Source organism: Cereibacter azotoformans (assembly GCF_021391315.1).
Lineage (GTDB): Bacteria > Pseudomonadota > Alphaproteobacteria > Rhodobacterales > Rhodobacteraceae > Cereibacter_A > Cereibacter_A azotoformans.
In genome coordinates this window covers 1331440-1346096 of the sequence record NZ_CP090021.1, presented here as the reverse complement: position 1 = coordinate 1346096, position 14657 = coordinate 1331440, and the positions used below count along the sequence as shown (strand labels likewise).

At 68.8% G+C, this 14657-nt stretch carries 11 protein-coding genes; 5 read left to right on the top strand and 6 right to left on the bottom strand.

The window, feature by feature from the left end; all coding sequences use genetic code 11:
* Positions 1 to 10: 10 nt before the first annotated feature.
* Together LV780_RS06760 and LV780_RS06755 are read right to left on the bottom strand one after the other, a co-directional pair.
* A complete protein-coding gene (locus LV780_RS06760) occupies positions 11 to 1186 on the bottom strand; it encodes an efflux RND transporter periplasmic adaptor subunit (protein ID WP_181969639.1) in 1176 nt (391 codons plus the stop codon).
* A gap of 14 nt (positions 1187 to 1200) precedes the next feature.
* Complete coding sequence (locus LV780_RS06755; RefSeq protein WP_108220174.1) at positions 1201 to 1815, bottom strand: TetR/AcrR family transcriptional regulator; 615 nt, start codon at positions 1813 to 1815, stop codon at positions 1201 to 1203.
* 174 nt (positions 1816 to 1989) lie between these two features.
* On the opposite strand from LV780_RS06755, the gene LV780_RS06750 reads away from it, so the two are divergent.
* Both LV780_RS06750 and LV780_RS06745 read left to right on the top strand, forming a co-directional pair.
* Entirely contained in the window at positions 1990 to 2634 is a 645-nt protein-coding gene (locus LV780_RS06750; RefSeq protein ID WP_101340670.1) for a DsbA family oxidoreductase, read from the top strand.
* Positions 2631 to 3848, top strand: a complete 1218-nt coding sequence (locus LV780_RS06745; protein ID WP_011908525.1) for a multidrug effflux MFS transporter — start codon at positions 2631 to 2633, stop codon at positions 3846 to 3848. Before LV780_RS06750 ends, LV780_RS06745 begins: the two co-directional genes overlap by 4 nt.
* A 48-nt stretch (positions 3849 to 3896) precedes the next feature.
* On the opposite strand, the gene mfd is transcribed toward LV780_RS06745, so the two are convergent.
* Positions 3897 to 7388, bottom strand: coding sequence for a transcription-repair coupling factor (mfd, locus tag LV780_RS06740; RefSeq protein WP_108220173.1), 3492 nt, complete (start codon positions 7386 to 7388; stop codon positions 3897 to 3899).
* Between the two features lie 66 nt (positions 7389 to 7454).
* Positions 7455 to 7970 (bottom strand): component of SufBCD complex, encoded by a 516-nt coding sequence (locus tag LV780_RS06735; protein ID WP_101340712.1) that lies wholly within the window; start codon positions 7968 to 7970, stop codon positions 7455 to 7457.
* A 144-nt stretch (positions 7971 to 8114) separates the two neighbouring features.
* On the opposite strand from LV780_RS06735, the gene hemB reads away from it, so the two are divergent.
* Together hemB and LV780_RS06725 are read left to right on the top strand one after the other, a co-directional pair.
* Entirely contained in the window at positions 8115 to 9116 is a 1002-nt protein-coding gene (hemB, locus tag LV780_RS06730; protein WP_011908522.1) for a porphobilinogen synthase, read from the top strand.
* 138 nt (positions 9117 to 9254) lie between these two features.
* Positions 9255 to 9812 carry a lipid-binding SYLF domain-containing protein gene (locus tag LV780_RS06725; RefSeq protein WP_108220172.1) on the top strand — a complete coding sequence of 186 codons (558 nt, stop codon included), beginning with the start codon at positions 9255 to 9257 and terminating at the stop codon, positions 9810 to 9812.
* Positions 9813 to 9857: 45 nt separating this feature from the next.
* Here LV780_RS06725 and LV780_RS06720 read toward each other — a convergent pair whose 3' ends face one another.
* Positions 9858 to 10724 (bottom strand): NAD(P)-dependent oxidoreductase, encoded by an 867-nt coding sequence (locus LV780_RS06720; RefSeq protein WP_108220171.1) that lies wholly within the window; start codon positions 10722 to 10724, stop codon positions 9858 to 9860.
* A gap of 76 nt (positions 10725 to 10800) precedes the next feature.
* Here LV780_RS06720 and LV780_RS06715 point away from each other — a divergent pair, with 76 nt between their 5' ends.
* A complete protein-coding gene (locus LV780_RS06715) occupies positions 10801 to 13266 on the top strand; it encodes a penicillin acylase family protein (RefSeq protein WP_108220170.1) in 2466 nt (821 codons plus the stop codon).
* Between the two features lie 44 nt (positions 13267 to 13310).
* Here LV780_RS06715 and hflX read toward each other — a convergent pair whose 3' ends face one another.
* Positions 13311 to 14657: a GTPase HflX gene (gene hflX / locus LV780_RS06710; protein ID WP_011908518.1), complete on the bottom strand. Its 1347-nt coding sequence runs from the start codon at positions 14655 to 14657 to the stop codon at positions 13311 to 13313.

The window sequence follows — 14657 nt, the reverse complement described above, 5'->3', positions numbered from 1 at the left end:
CGCGCGCGCCTCAGTTCACGGGTTCCGCCGGAACCGGGTTCACCCGGTCGCCGGGACGGACGAAGGCGCCGGCCTTCGTCACCACGAGATCGTTGGAAAAGAGCCCTTCCACGACCTCGACCATGCCGCCGTCGCGGATGCCGGTCACGATCGGGGTCCGCTCGACCGTGCCGCCCTGACGGACGCGCAGCACCGTCGCGCCCTCGGCCCCGCCGCTGACCGCCGTGACCGGCACCGCCAGCGACTCGCGCTCGGTCACGAGGATCTCGGCCTCGGCGAACATGCCCGAGCGCACCGCCTCGATCCGGTCGATGGCGATCCGGGCCCGCCCGAGGCGCGTCGCCGTGTCAATGGCGGGCTCCACCAGCCGGACCGAGCCGGGGATCGGCTCGGCCGCGCCCAGCGTGCGGATCTTGACCGACTGCCCCGGCCGGAGCCGCAGCAGATCCTGCTCGGCCACATCGGCGAAAAGCTCAAGCCGCCCGTCGCGCAGCAGCGTGAACATGGGCTCGCCCTGCGCCGAGGCGATGGCGCCCACCTTGGCATTGCGCGAGACGATCTCTCCCGCCACCGGCGCCACGACCGAGGTGCGCTTCAGCTGCAGCTCGACATTGGCCAGCTGCGCCTCGGCCAGCGCCACCTGCGCGCGGGCCGCCTCGAGCGTCTGGCGGGCCACCATCACCCGCGCATTGGCCGAGACGGAGGAGGCCTGCGCCGTGTCGGCGGCCGCCTGCGAGGCGGCCCCCTGCTCGCGCAGCTGCGCCGTCCGGCGGTTCACCCGCTCGGCCTCGTCCGCCGAGGACTGCGCTTCCAGCACCTGCGCCTCGGCCTGCGCGATCGTGGCCCGTGCCGAGGCCAGCGAGGCGGTGAACTGGCTCTTCTGCAGCTCCAGCGTCGAGACCGACAGCCGTGCCAGCACCTGCCCCTCGGCCACCAAGTCGCCCACATCCGCCTCGAGCGCCTCGATCGGCTGGCCCTCGATCAACGGCTGGACCTGCACCAGCTCCACCGCGCCGATCAGCCCCGAGGCGATGACCCGGTCGCGCATCGGCCGGCGCACCACCGTCGAGACCGTGATCGCGGGCAGCGCCTGCGCGGCCTGTCCGGGCTTCGGCCCCGTCTCCTGCGCAAGCACCACCTGGGGCAGCAGACCGGCAAGAAGGGCAATCGTCATCAAGCGCCGCATGGCAGACCTTTCGCTCATGGGAGACGGTTCGCGTCGCATCGGGCCACCTCGTCGAGGGTCGTGTCGATGGTACGCAGCAGAAGGGATTTCAGTTCAAGCGCCCCGGCCCTTTTCTGCGGCCAGTCGAGCGCCCATGCCCGCACGAGCATCACGAGGAAGGCGGCGTGGGCAGCGAAGCGGCGTTCCGCCTCCGCAGGCGGCAGACCCGTGACGCGGGCGAAGATGCCGAGGAAGGCCGCGCGGATCTCGGCTTCCATCCGGTCGCAGACCGCCCCGATCTCGGGGTTGCGATGCGCCATGGCCGTGATCTCGGCCCAGAGCGGCGCATCCTCCTCGCAGAGCTTCACCTCGATCCGGTAGCGCAGGATCTCGCGCAGGCGGGCCATCGGGTTCTCGGACGAGACCACCGCCGCAAAGTCGCGCTCGACGCTTTCCAGGTCGCGGCGGACGATGGCTTCGACGATGGCGCCCTTGGAGGGAAAGTAGCGGTAGAAGTTGCCGACACTCATGCCCGCCGCGCGGGCAAGATCCTGCATCGACGCGCCGTCGAACCCCTTTTCGGCAAAGGTGCCCCGGATCTGGTCGAGGATCTCGTCCCCCCGCGGCACGGGGGCGAAGCTGTCGGGCATGGGACCTCGGACGGAGGGCGAATGAACGTTCATTCGCACATAGGCGCCGGCCCGGCAAGATCAAGAGCCCAAGAGAGCCCGACGCTTGCATCGTCCGCCGGGCAGGCGTAGCACGAGGCGGCGCATCGCCGCAGGCCGCCGGTGCCCCCACTTCCCACCACCGAAGGAGCGGCCATGATCCGTCTCGACATCTTTTCGGACCCGATCTGCCCCTGGTGCTACATCGGCAAGGCCCTGCTCGATCGCGCCCTCGGAACGCGGCCCGATCATCCGTTCGCGATCGAGTGGCATCCGTTCCAGCTCAATCCCGAGATGCCCCCCGAGGGCATGGACCGGCGCACCTATCTCGAGACGAAGTTCGGCAGCCGGCAGGCCGCCGCCGAAGCCTACACCCGTGTCCAGGGCGCCGCCGAGGCCGCCGGCCTCGAGATAGATCTGGCCGCGATCCAGCGCACGCCGAACACGCTCGACGCGCACAGGCTGATCCACTGGGCGGGGCTCGAGGGGCGCCAGACGCCGGTGGTCTCGGCCCTCTTCCGCAGCTATTTCCGCGAAGGGCTGGACATCGGCGACCCCGAGGTGCTGGCCGACATCGCCGGCCGCTGCGGCATGGACCGGGCGCTGACGCTGCGGCTGCTGGCCTCCGACTCCGACCGCGAGGATCTGGCCGCGCGCGATGCCGACGCGCGCGCCAAGGGCGTGCGGGCGGTGCCGACCTTCCTCGTCGCGCGCCGCCATGCGGTGCCGGGGGCGCAGCCGGTCGAGCTGTGGCAGCAGGTCATCGACGAACTGGCCGGCCAGGATGGGGCGGACGCATGACCTCGACCACCGACATCCCCGAGAGCGGCCGGCTCTCGCGGCCCGAGTTCGTGGGCATGATCGCGATGCTCTTCGCGACCGTCGCCTTTTCCATCGACTCGATGCTGCCCGCCCTGCCCGAGATCGCCGCCGAACTCAGTCCCGCCGACCCGAACCGGGCGCAGCTGATCCTGACGAGCTTCGTGCTCGGCATGGGGATCGGCACCTTCGTGGCGGGCCCGCTCTCGGACCGGTTCGGCCGCAAGCGCGTGATCATGGGCGGGGCGGTGCTCTACTGCCTCGCCGCCCTCTGCGCCTGGGCGGCCCCGACGCTCGAGCTTCTGCTGATCGCCCGCGTGGTGGGCGGGCTCGGCGCCTCGGCCCCGCGAGTCGTGTCGCTGGCCCTCGTCCGCGACCTCTACCGCGGGCGCGAGATGGCGCGGATCATGAGCTTTGCCATGCTGATCTTCACGCTGGTGCCGGCCGTGGCGCCGCTCATGGGAACGGTGATCATCGACGCCCTCGGCTGGCGGGGCATCTTCCTGTCGTTCCTGGCCTTTTCGGCCGTGTCGATCCTTTGGCTCTCGATCCGCCAGCCCGAGACGCTGCCACCGCACGCGCGGCGCCCCGTCTCGGTCGCGGGGCTCGGCTCGGCCTTCCGCGAGGTGCTCTCGCATCGCGTGATCCTGACGGCCATCGGCGTGCAGACTCTGGTCTTCGGCGCGCTCTTCGGCACGCTCTCCTCGACCCAGCAGGTGTTCGACGTGACCTGGGGGCGCGGAGAGAGCTTTCCGCTGTGGTTTGCGGTCATCGCCCTGATGGCGGGCACGGCGAGCCTCGTCAATGCGGCCCTCGTCATGCGGCTCGGGATGCGCTTTCTCGTGACGGTGGCGCTCGGGGTGCAGTTCCTGCTGTCGCTCGGCATGTGGGGGATGACGGCGAACGACCTCTGGCCCGCGGCGCTGGCCTTTCCAGCCTATGTCCTCTGGACGACCGGGGTCTTCTTCATGGCGGGCCTGACGCTTGGCAACCTTAACGCGATGGCGATGGAGCCGGTGGGCCACATCGCGGGCATGGCGGCCTCGGTGATCGGCTCCATCGCGACGGTGCTCGCGGTGGCCCTCGCGGCGCCTCTTGGTCTCGCCTTCGACGGCACTCCGCTGCCCCTGATGCTCGGGGTGGCGTCCTTTGCCGGTGTGGGCTTCCTGCTGATCCGGTCCCTGCCGAGGACCTGATCCGGCCTTTGATGAAAGGCGGCGTGAACCGTTTTTCCGCTTGCCGCCTCAGGCGGAGGGTGCCTTGGCCTTGGCCTTTTCGGGCTTCACCAGCTTTTCGGCCAGATCGCGTGCGATGGCAAACGCGCCCTTGATCCGGTCACCTTCCGTCTTCCAGTCCCGCGCAAGCACGATCTTGTTGTCCTTCACCCGCGCCGTGTCCCCCTGCGCCTTGATGAAATCCACAAGCCCCACCGGATTGGCGAACTTGTCGTTGTGGAACTGGACCGTGGCCCCCCGAGGCCCGGTTTCCAGCCGAGAGATCCCGGCGCGCTTGCACATGGCCTTGATGCGAACAACGAGGAGCAAGGTGTTGACCTCCTTGGGCAATGGGCCAAAGCGGTCGATCAGCTCGGCGGCGAAGCCCTCCAGCTCGACCTTGGTCGTCAGCCCCGAGAGCCGGCGGTAAAGCCCCAGCCGCACGTCGAGATCCGTCACGAACTCCTCGGGGATCAGCACCGGCACCCCGAGGTTGATCTGCGGCGCCCATTGCTCGTCCTGCTCGGTCAGGCCCTGCAACTCGCCCGAGCGCAGCTTCTGGATCGTCTCCTCCAGCATCTGCTGGTAAAGCTCGTAGCCCACTTCCTTGATATGGCCCGACTGTTCCTCGCCCAGCAGGTTCCCCGCGCCCCGCAGGTCGAGGTCGTGGCTGGCCAGGTTGAAGCCCGCGCCGAGACTGTCGAGACTGGCCAGCAGCCGCAGCCGCTTGATCGCCTGCGGCGTCAAGGGCGCGCGAGGCTTGGTGGTCAGGTAGCAGTAGGCCCGCGTCTTGGCCCGGCCCACCCGGCCGCGGATCTGGTAAAGCTGGCTGAGGCCGAACATGTCGGCGCGATGCACGATCATCGTGTTGGCGGTGGGAATGTCGAGACCGGACTCAACGATCGTCGTGGCAAGAAGCACGTCGAACTTGCCGTCATAAAAGGCGTTCATCCGTTCGTCGAGGTCGCCCGCCGCCAGTTGGCCGTGGGCCACGACATAGGTCACCTCGGGCACATGCTCGCGCAGGAAGGTCTCCATGTCGGGCAGGTCCGACAGGCGCGGCACGACGAAGAAGCTCTGCCCGCCCCGGTAGCGTTCGCGCAGAAGCGCCTCGCGGATCGTCACCGTGTCGAACTCGGACACATAGGTGCGGATGGCCAGCCGGTCCACCGGGGGCGTCGCAATGATCGACAGATCCCGCACGCCCGTAAGCGACAGTTGCAGCGTCCGCGGGATCGGCGTCGCGGTCAGGGTCAGCACATGCACCTCCGAGCGCATCTCCTTCAGCCGCTCCTTGTGCGAGACGCCGAAATGCTGCTCCTCGTCGATGATGAGAAGGCCGAGGCTCTTCAGCTTCACGCCTTTGGCCAGAAGCGCGTGGGTGCCGATGCAGATATCCACCGTCCCGTCGGCCAGCCCCGCCCGCGTCTCGGCCGCTTCCCTCGCGGACACGAAGCGCGAAAGTTGACGCACCTTCATCGGAAAGCCGCGGAAGCGCTCGGAAAAGCTGCGGAAATGCTGCCGCGCGAGCAGCGTCGTCGGGCAGATCACCGCGACCTGCATCCCGGCCAAAGCCGCCACGAAGGCCGCGCGCATCGCGACTTCGGTCTTGCCGAAGCCCACGTCGCCCACCACCAGCCGGTCCATCGGGCTGCCGGATTCCAGGTCCTTGATGACATCCGCGATGGCCGACAGCTGATCGTCGGTTTCCTGGTAGGGAAAGCGGGCCGAGAAGGCCTCCCACAGCGAATGAGGCGCCTCGAGGATCGGCGCATGGCGCAGGTGACGCTCGGCCGCGATCCGCATCAGCCGCTCGGCGATCTCGCGGATGCGCTCCTTCAGGCGGGCCTTCTTCGCCTGCCACGCCCCGCCGCCGAGCTTGTCGAGAAGCCCCTCCTCATGCCCGTAACGGCTGAGAAGCTCAATGTTCTCCACCGGCAGGTAGAGCTTCGCCTCCTCCGCATAGACGAGATGCAGGTAGTCGTGCGGCGGCCCCGGCTTGTTCGAGGGCGGCTGCGGCACGCGCAGCGTCTCGAGCCCCATGTAGCGGCCCACGCCATGTTCGACATGGACGACGAGATCGCCGGGCGTCAGGGTGTCGTGCTCGCGCAGGAAGTTCTCGGCCTTGCGGCGCTTCTTCGGCTTCGAGATCAGCCGGTCGCCCAGCACGTCCTGTTCCGAGATCACCGCAAGGCCCGGCGCGGTAAAGCCCTGCTCCAGCGACCAGACCATCAGATGCGTGCCGCCGCGCCCCTCGGGGACGTCGCGGATGTCGCGGACGAACTTCGCGCCCTGCAGCCCCGCATCCTCCAGAAGCCCCTTCAGACGTTCGCGCGCGCCTTCGGACCAGCTGGCGATCACCACCTGACCCTGTTCGCGCAACGTGCGAACATGATCGACCAAGGCACCGAAAAGGCTGATATTTTCCGCCTGACGCTCCGGCGCGAAGTTGCGGCCCATGCGACCGCCGGCATCCAGCACACCCGGTCCCGGACTCTGGGCCAGCGGCGACAGCTGGATGACCCGGTGCCCCACCACCGCCGCGTGCCAGGCGGCTTCGTCCAGATAGAGAAGCTCGGGCGCCGAGGGCTTGTACACCGTATCGAGACGACCCTTCGCCGTCATCGCCTCGCGCCGGGCATCATACTGGTCGGCAATCCCCTCCCAGCGCGAAATCCGGGCGGGTGTCACCTGGTCGTCGAGCATCACGCTCGCCTCGGGCAGGTAGTCGAACAGCGTCTCCAGCCGCTCGTGGAAGAAGGGCAGCCAGTGCTCCATCCCCTGATGCTTGCGCCCCGCACTGACCGCCTCGTAGAGCGGGTCATCGGTGCCCGCCGCGCCGAACTCGATCCGGTAGTTCTGGCGGAAGCGGGTGATCGACCCCTCGTCCAGCATCACCTCGGACACCGGAGCCAGCTCGACAAGGTCGAGCTTCTCGACCGTCCGCTGGGTCTCGGGGTCGAAGCGGCGCGCGCCGTCCAGCACGTCGCCGAAGAAGTCGAGCCGCACCGGCCCCGCCACACCCGGCGGGAAGATGTCCACGATGCCTCCGCGGATCGCGTAGTCACCGGGTTCCGTCACCGTATCGGTCAGTGAAAAACCCATGCGGGACAGGTAGGTTCGAAGCCGTCCTTCATCCACCCGGTCACCCACGCGGGCCGTGAAGGAGGCCGCGCGCAGCAGATCCCGCGCCGGGATGCGCTGCGTGGCCGCGTTCAGCGTCGTCAGCAGCACGAACGGCCCCGGCATCCCGTGCGCGAGCGCGGCCAGCGTCGCCATCCGGCGCGAGGAGATCTCGGGGTTGGGCGAGACCCGATCGTAGGGCAGACAGTCCCAGGCGGGCAGCTCCAGCACGACGGCCTGCGGCGCCATGATGGCCAGGGCCGCGCGCATCGCCTCGAGCCGCTTGTCGTCGCGCGCGACATGGATGACAGGGGCACCGCGGTCGAGCTCTTTGGCGACCAGGCGGGCGTCGTAGCCCTCGGGCGCACCGCCGAGGAGGATCCGCGTTCCATTCTGCATGAGGCTCACTTAACAGGGCGCACCGCGGCGTCAACGGCCTCTGCGCCGCCTCCAGCGCCGAAGCGGTCAGAGCACGCCGATGCGCAGGTTCTGATACATGCCCCACAGGGCGGTCACGAAGATCGAGACCACGCCGAGCCCCTGCACCTGCCTGCGGTGCGCGGCAAGCGCGCGGTACAGCTCGCGGCCCGAGAGGTCCTCGATGCGGAAGGCGGTGCGCAGGCTGAGCCCGCCCACCAGCATCATGGGAAAGCCGAGGCAGAAGAGCGCCTGCGCGAACTCGATCCCGTAGCGAAATCCCAGAAGGCCGAGCGTGGTGAGAAGGAAGGCGCCGATGGCCACGATCCAGAGCCCGGCACTCGTGCCGATGTGGCGGAGCCGCCCGGCATAGATGCGCGACAGCTGGTTCACGTCCTCGCCCGCCGCGCCGCCCCGGCGCCGGGCGCGCTGCACGAGATCCCAGGGAACGCCGATCACCCAGTGACTCGCCGTGGACCACATGACCGCGAGCGCGATCCAGAACCACAGGTTGGAAAAGGACCGCAGATCGATCACTTCCGAAACACGGGCATAAAAATCCACGAGCACCTTCCTCTCGCCCGGACGGGTCATCCCACCGCCCTTGCGGCATTCCTACCCTTGAGATGAGGGTCTTTCCATGGCAGGCAGAAGGAAATTTTCCAAGCCCGCTCAGGCTCGCCGGGCCTGCGCCACTCGAGGACAGCCATGCGCCCGATCCAAGCCGCCTACCCCCACGCCCGTTTCCGCCGCGTCCGCCGCACCGACGCCCTGCGCCGGCTGACGCAGGAAAACACGCTGACGGCGGGCGATCTGATCTGGCCGCTGTTCGTTCGCGACGGGGAAAATGTCGAAGAGCCGATCCATTCGATGCCCGGCGTCGTGCGCCGCTCGGTGGACAATATCGTGAAGGCGGCGGAAGAGGCGGCGAGCCTCGGCATTCCGGCCGTCTGCCTCTTTCCCTACACCGACCCCTCGCTGAAGACGGAAGCCTGCGAGGAAGCCTGGAACCCCGACAACCTCGCGAACCGGGCGATCCGGGCGATCAAGGCGGCGGTGCCCGAGGTGGCGGTGATGACCGACGTGGCGCTCGATCCCTACAACGCCAACGGCCACGACGGGCTGGTGCGCGACGGGATCATCCTCAACGACGAGACCGTCGAGGCGCTGGTGAAGATGGCGCTGGTGCAGGCCGAGTGCGGCGCCGACATCCTCGGGCCGTCCGACATGATGGACGGCCGCATCGGCGCGATGCGCTCGGCGCTGGAAGCCGCGGGCCACAAGGATGTGGCGATCCTGAGCTATTCGGCGAAATACGCCTCGGCCTTCTACGGCCCGTTCCGCGATGCGGTGGGCGCCTCGGGCGCGCTGAAGGGTGACAAGAAGACCTACCAGATGGACCCGGGCAACAGCGACGAGGCGTTGCGTCTGATCGAGCGCGACCTGCGCGAGGGCGCCGACATGGTGATGGTCAAGCCCGGGATGCCCTATCTCGACATCTGCCGCCGGGTGAAGGACGCCTTCGGCGTGCCGACCTACGCCTATCAGGTCTCGGGCGAGTATGCGATGATCAAGGGCGCCGCCGAGCGCGGCTGGATCAAGGGCGAGGCCACCATGATGGAGAGCCTGCTCTGCTTCAAGCGCGCGGGTTGCGACGGCATCCTGACCTATTTCGCCCCCGAGGCCGCGCGGCTTCTGCGCGACGCCTGAGGCGCCGGCCCCTGAGTGAGCGTCCGGCCGCCATGGCCGGGCTGCTCCGGGCTGACAACGGGCGAAGAACGCTGTATAACGTCGTGTCAGGGGGGCGAAAGATCCCCGATCCACGGTTCGGGGCGGAAAGAGGGTTTCATGGCTGACTATTCGAGGCGGACATTTCTCGGTACCGCAGGCACGGCGGTTCTTCTGACGGCGGCCTGCGCCAACGGCGTCGGCAACAACAACGCGGCGGTGATCGACGCGCGGGTGGATGCCACGCGCGATTATCTCTTCGGGCGCTACCCCGGCACGCGCGACCTTGCACGCGACGCCAGGGGCGTTCTCTACATGCCGCTCGTGACCGAGGCGGGCTTCGGCGTCGGCGGCGCCTACGGGCGCGGGGCGCTGAGGATCAACGACATCACGGTGGATTACTATTCGGCCACCCGCGCGACCATCGGCTTCCAGATCGGCGCGCAGCAATATGCCCATGCGCTCTTCTTCATGACCGAACAGGCGCTGGCCGATTTCCGGGCGGGCTCGGGCTGGGCGGTGGGCGCGGACGTGCGCTACGCCACGCCCGATCAGGGCGCCAGCATCGGCAAGGAGACGACCGAGATCCAGCCCGTCGTGGCGCTGGTCTTCGGACAGTCGGGCCTGATCGCCGGGGCGACGCTGGGCGGCGTCAAATATTCGCGCATCATCCCGTGATCCGTCACGGACGGGCCCCGGGAGTCATCTCCCGGGGCCGGCCCGTCAGCGGGTCAGGCGCTTGATGAGCGCGGACGTGTCCCAGCGGCCGCCGCCCATCTGCTGAACCTCCTTGTAGAACTGGTCGACGAGGGCCGTGACGGGCAGGCTCGCCCCCACCTCGTCGGCGGTCCGCAGGCAGATCCCCAGATCCTTGCGCATCCAGTCCACGGCGAAGCCGAAGTCGAACCGGTCCTCGAGCATGGTCGCATGGCGGTTCGCCATCTGCCAGCTTCCGGCCGCCCCCTGGCTGATGACCTCGACCACGGCCTTGCCGTCCATGCCGGCCTTCTGGCCGAAGGCCAGCGCCTCGGCCAGCCCCTGCACCAGCCCCGCAATGCAGATCTGGTTCATCATCTTGGCGACCTGCCCCGAGCCGCTCTCGCCCAGCCGGTGGCAGACGCGGGCATAGGCCTCCATCACCGGCTCGGCCCGTGCATAATGCGCCTCCGAGCCGCCGCACATGATCGAGAGCGCCCCGTTCTCGGCCCCGGCCTGCCCGCCCGACACCGGCGCATCAACGAAGCCCAGGCCAAGCCCGTCCGCCTCGGCCGCCAGCTCGCGCGTGACCTGCGCCGAAACGGTGGTGTGATCGACGAAGATCGCGCCCCTCTCCATGCCCGCGAAGGCGCCCGTCTCGCCGCGGCAGATCGCGCGCAGATCGTCGTCATTGCCCACGCAGGCCATCACGAACTCGGCGCCCGCCGCCGCCTCGGCCGGCGTGGGCGCCGAGCGTCCGCCGTGCCGGGACACCCAGGCCTCGGCCTTGGCGCCGCTGCGGTTGAAGACCGTCACCTCGTGCCCCTTGGCGGCCAGATGCCCCGCCATCGGGAAGCCCATGACCCCCAGTCCCAGAAATGCCAGCTTGGCCATGATCTTCCTCCCGATTGCCGTCATGTTCCGGATCGACTAGGAACCATTCCGACCTCTCGCGTCAAGGACGGGCCCCATGATCGTCGTCTTCCGCTGGCTGCTGCGCATCTTCACCGGCCTCGTGGTTCTCGCGCTGGTGGCCGTGCTGATCACCTATTATTTCCTGTCGCGCTCGCTGCCCGACTACAACGAGAGCTTCCGGCTCGAGGGGGTGTCCGGGCCGGTCGAGATCGTGCGCAACGATTCCAACGTCCCGCACATCTTCGGCCCGACGGACGAGGACGTCTATTTCGCGCTCGGATTCGCCCATGCCCAGGACCGGCTCTGGCAGATGGTCACGATGCGGCGCACGGCGCAGGGCCGGCTGTCCGAGGTCTTTGGCGAGCGCACGCTGAAGATCGACGAGCTGATGCGCCGCTACGACCTCTACGGTCTGGCGCAGGCGTCGGTCGAGGTCCAGGACCCCGAGGTTCTGGCCGCGCTCGAGGCCTATTCCCGCGGCGTCAATGCCTGGATCGGGCAGGTCAACGCCGATGCCCGCGGCCGCGGCGCGCCCGAGTTCTTCCTCTTCTCGAACGAGATCGCGGTCTGGCGGCCGGCCGACAGCATCGCGCTGATCAAGCTGATGGCGTTGCAGCTGTCCTCGCATCTGCAATCCGAGGTTCTGCGGGCGCGGGTGTCGCTGCTTCTGCCCGACGCGCGGGTGTCCGACATCCTGCCCGACGCCCCGGGCGAGGGCGTCATCGCGCTGCCCTCCTATGCGAGCCTCGTGCCCGGTCCCTTCCCGGCGCTGCGCAAGGTGGGGCTGGGCGAGGATCCGCTCTCGCCCTTCCACCCCAAGGCCCTGTCGGGGGCGTCGAACGCCTGGGCGGCCGCTCCGTCCCGCTCGGCGGCGGGCGGCTCGCTTCTGGCCAATGATCCGCATCTGGCCTTCACCGCCCCCTCGATCTGGTATCTGGCGCGTCTGCAACTGGCCTCCGGCGGGGTGATCGGCGCCACGCTTCCGGGCATCCCGGCGGTGCTGCTCGGCCGCTCGAACCGGCTCGGCTGGGCGCTGACCTCGGCCTACATGGACGACCAGGATGTCCATATCGAGGAGCTGAACCCCGACAACCGCGAGGAATATCGCACCCCCGAGGGCTGGAAGCGGTTCGAGACCCGGCGCTCGATCATCAATGTGAAGGATGCGCGGCCGATCACGGTCACGCTGCGCTGGACGGACAACGGGCCGGTCCTGCCGGGCACGCATTACGACCTTGCCGCCATCACGCCGCCCGGCCATGTGGCCTCGCTGTCCTGGACGGCGCTTTCGGATCAGGACACCTCGATCAGCGCCGCCATGCGGCTGATGAAGGCCCGCACCGTCGAGGAGGCGATCGAGGCCGGGCGGCTCTTCGTGGCCCCGGCGCAGAATCTGATGCTGGCCGACGTGAACGGCGTCGCGATGCAGACGGTCGGCGCGATGCCAAGGCGCGACCCGGCCCACCAGTCCCGGGGGCGGATCCCCTCGCCCGGCTGGATCGCCGAGAACCTCTGGCAGGGCGTCTTTCCCTACGAGGACAATCCCCGGATGGTCGATCCCTCGACGGGGATCCTCGGCAACACGAACAACAAGACGGTGGACCAGCCCTTCCCCCGGCATGTCTCGTTCGACTGGGGCGACACGCAGCGCATCCAGCGCTGGCTTGCGCTGATGAAGAGCCGCGAGGTCCACACCCGCGAAAGCTTCATCGAGGCGCAGCTTGATACCGTTTCGCCCACGGCGCGCAACCTGCTGCCGCTGGTGGCGGCGGACCTGTGGTTCACCGGCGAGGCCGCGCCCGAAGGCACGCCCGAGCGGCTGCGCCAGCGGGCGCTGACGCTGCTCGCCGAATGGAACGGCGAGATGAACGAACACCTGCCCGAGCCGCTGATCTACATGGCCTGGATGCGGGCGCTGCAGGACCGGCTGATCCGGGACGAACTGGGCCCCCTCGCCGACGAGTTCAACCATCTCCAGCCGGATTTCGTCGAGCGTGTCTATCGCGACGTCGAGGGCGCGGCGGTCTGGTGCGACATCATCCAGTCGGCCGCCGTGGAAAGCTGCACCGACATCGCGCGCATGGCGCTTGACGATGCGCTGATCCGGCTGACCGAGGACCGCGGCCCCAATATTGAAAGCTGGCGCTGGGGCGACGCCCATCAGGCGACCCACGATCATCCGGCACTCGGAGAGGTGCCGCTGCTGCGCTATTTCGTGAACATCCGGCAATCGACCTCGGGGGGCGACCAGACGCTGATGCGCGGCATGACCCGCGGCACCGGGCGCAATCCCTACGAGAATGTGGCGGGCGCCGGCTACCGCGGGGTCTATGATTTCGCGGACCCCGATTCCTCGGTCTTCATCTCGTCAACCGGGCAGTCCGGCCACCCGCTCTCGCGGTTCTACGACAATCTCGGCGAGCTTTGGCGGAGGGGCGAATATATCCCGATGTCGCTTGATCCTGCGCTCGCCCGGGCCGCCGCGGTCGGGATCACGCGCCTCGACCCGCTGGACGACTGAACCTTTCGGGGGTGCGCCGCGGCCAGGGCCGCCGCGCGCCCCGGTCACAGGTCGCGATAGCGCTTTTCCTGCCGCGCGGTCCAACGGACCTCGATCCGGTGGCCCTCATCGGTCTCCGCCTCGGCCGTGACCACGCCCTCGGCATGAAGCCAGGCCCGGCGGCGGCCGTCGGCAAAGCCGAGGGTCAGGGTCCGGTCGGTCTTTTCCTCGTCGAACGCGGCGGAAACCGCCTCGAGCAGTTCGGGCAGGCCTTCGCCGGTGAGAGCGGAGAGGGCAAAAACCGTCTCCGACCGCTGGGCCTGCGCCACCAGCTGCTCGTGGGCCGACCCCTCCACGAGGTCGAGCTTGTTCCAGACCTCGTATTGCGGCGTCGCCCCCTTGACCCCGAGGCTCTGGAGGATCTCGGCCACGTCCGCGGCCTGCTCGGCCGTCTCGGGATGGGCAATGTCACGGACATGCAGGATCAGATCCGCCTCGAGAACCTCCTCGAGCGTGGCACGGAAGGCCGCCACAAGCTGCGTCGGCAGGTCCGAGATGAAGCCCACCGTGTCGCTCAGGATCACTTTGCGCCCCGAAGGCAGCGTGACGCCCCGCATCGTGGGGTCGAGCGTGGCAAAGAGCATGTCCTTGGCCAGAACCTCGGCGCCGGTCATGCGGTTGAAGAGCGTCGATTTTCCGGCGTTGGTATAGCCCACCAGCGCCACGATCGGGAACGGCACCTTGCGCCGGCTGGCGCGGTGCAACTCGCGCGTTCGGACCACCTTGTCGAGCTGGCGGCGGATGCGGATCACCTGCTCGTCGATGGCGCGGCGGTCGGCCTCGATCTGCGTCTCACCGGGGCCGCCCACGAAGCCGAAGCCGCCCCTCTGCCGCTCGAGGTGGGTCCAGGCGCGCACGAGCCGGGTGCGCTGGTAGGAGAGCGCGGCCAGCTCCACCTGCAGCACGCCCTCGCGGGTGCGGGCGCGGTCGGCAAAGATCTCGAGGATGAGCCCCGTCCGGTCGAGGAGCTTCACCCCCCATTCCTTTTCCAGGTTCCTCTGCTGGACCGGCGACACCGGCCCGTCCACCAGCACGAGACCGACCTCCAGCGCCTCGAAGCGGGTCTTCATTTCGGCGACCTTGCCGGTTCCGAACAGCAGCCCCGGCTGCGCCCGCGGAAGCCGCACGACCTCGTGGCCCACGATCTCCATGTCCGGCAGCGCAGCGGCAAGGGCCACCGCCTCGGCCAGACGATGCTCGGGCAGCCGGCGCGACCGCTCGCTGCGTATGTCGGGGTGAAGCACAAAGGCGCGCATCGGCTGCGACCGCGTCGCACCGCCGGAAGCCTCGGGCTGGCCTCCCTCGAAACCCTCGCGGCGGGGCTCCTCCTCCCCTTCCTCGGGATCGCTCAA

What these genes read in the sequence shown, in the direction of transcription:
- LV780_RS06760 (WP_181969639.1), bottom strand. Translation starts at nt 1,186, where the DNA reads ATGCGGCGCTTGATGACGATTGCCCTTCTTGCCGGTCTGCTGCCCCAG.
- LV780_RS06755 (WP_108220174.1), bottom strand. Translation starts at nt 1,815, where the DNA reads ATGCCCGACAGCTTCGCCCCCGTGCCGCGGGGGGACGAGATCCTCGAC.
- LV780_RS06750 (WP_101340670.1), top strand. Translation starts at nt 1,990, where the DNA reads ATGATCCGTCTCGACATCTTTTCGGACCCGATCTGCCCCTGGTGCTAC.
- LV780_RS06745 (WP_011908525.1), top strand. Translation starts at nt 2,631, where the DNA reads ATGACCTCGACCACCGACATCCCCGAGAGCGGCCGGCTCTCGCGGCCC.
- mfd (WP_108220173.1), bottom strand. Translation starts at nt 7,388, where the DNA reads ATGCAGAATGGAACGCGGATCCTCCTCGGCGGTGCGCCCGAGGGCTAC.
- hemB (WP_011908522.1), top strand. Translation starts at nt 8,115, where the DNA reads ATGCGCCCGATCCAAGCCGCCTACCCCCACGCCCGTTTCCGCCGCGTC.
- LV780_RS06725 (WP_108220172.1), top strand. Translation starts at nt 9,255, where the DNA reads ATGGCTGACTATTCGAGGCGGACATTTCTCGGTACCGCAGGCACGGCG.
- LV780_RS06720 (WP_108220171.1), bottom strand. Translation starts at nt 10,724, where the DNA reads ATGGCCAAGCTGGCATTTCTGGGACTGGGGGTCATGGGCTTCCCGATG.
- LV780_RS06715 (WP_108220170.1), top strand. Translation starts at nt 10,801, where the DNA reads ATGATCGTCGTCTTCCGCTGGCTGCTGCGCATCTTCACCGGCCTCGTG.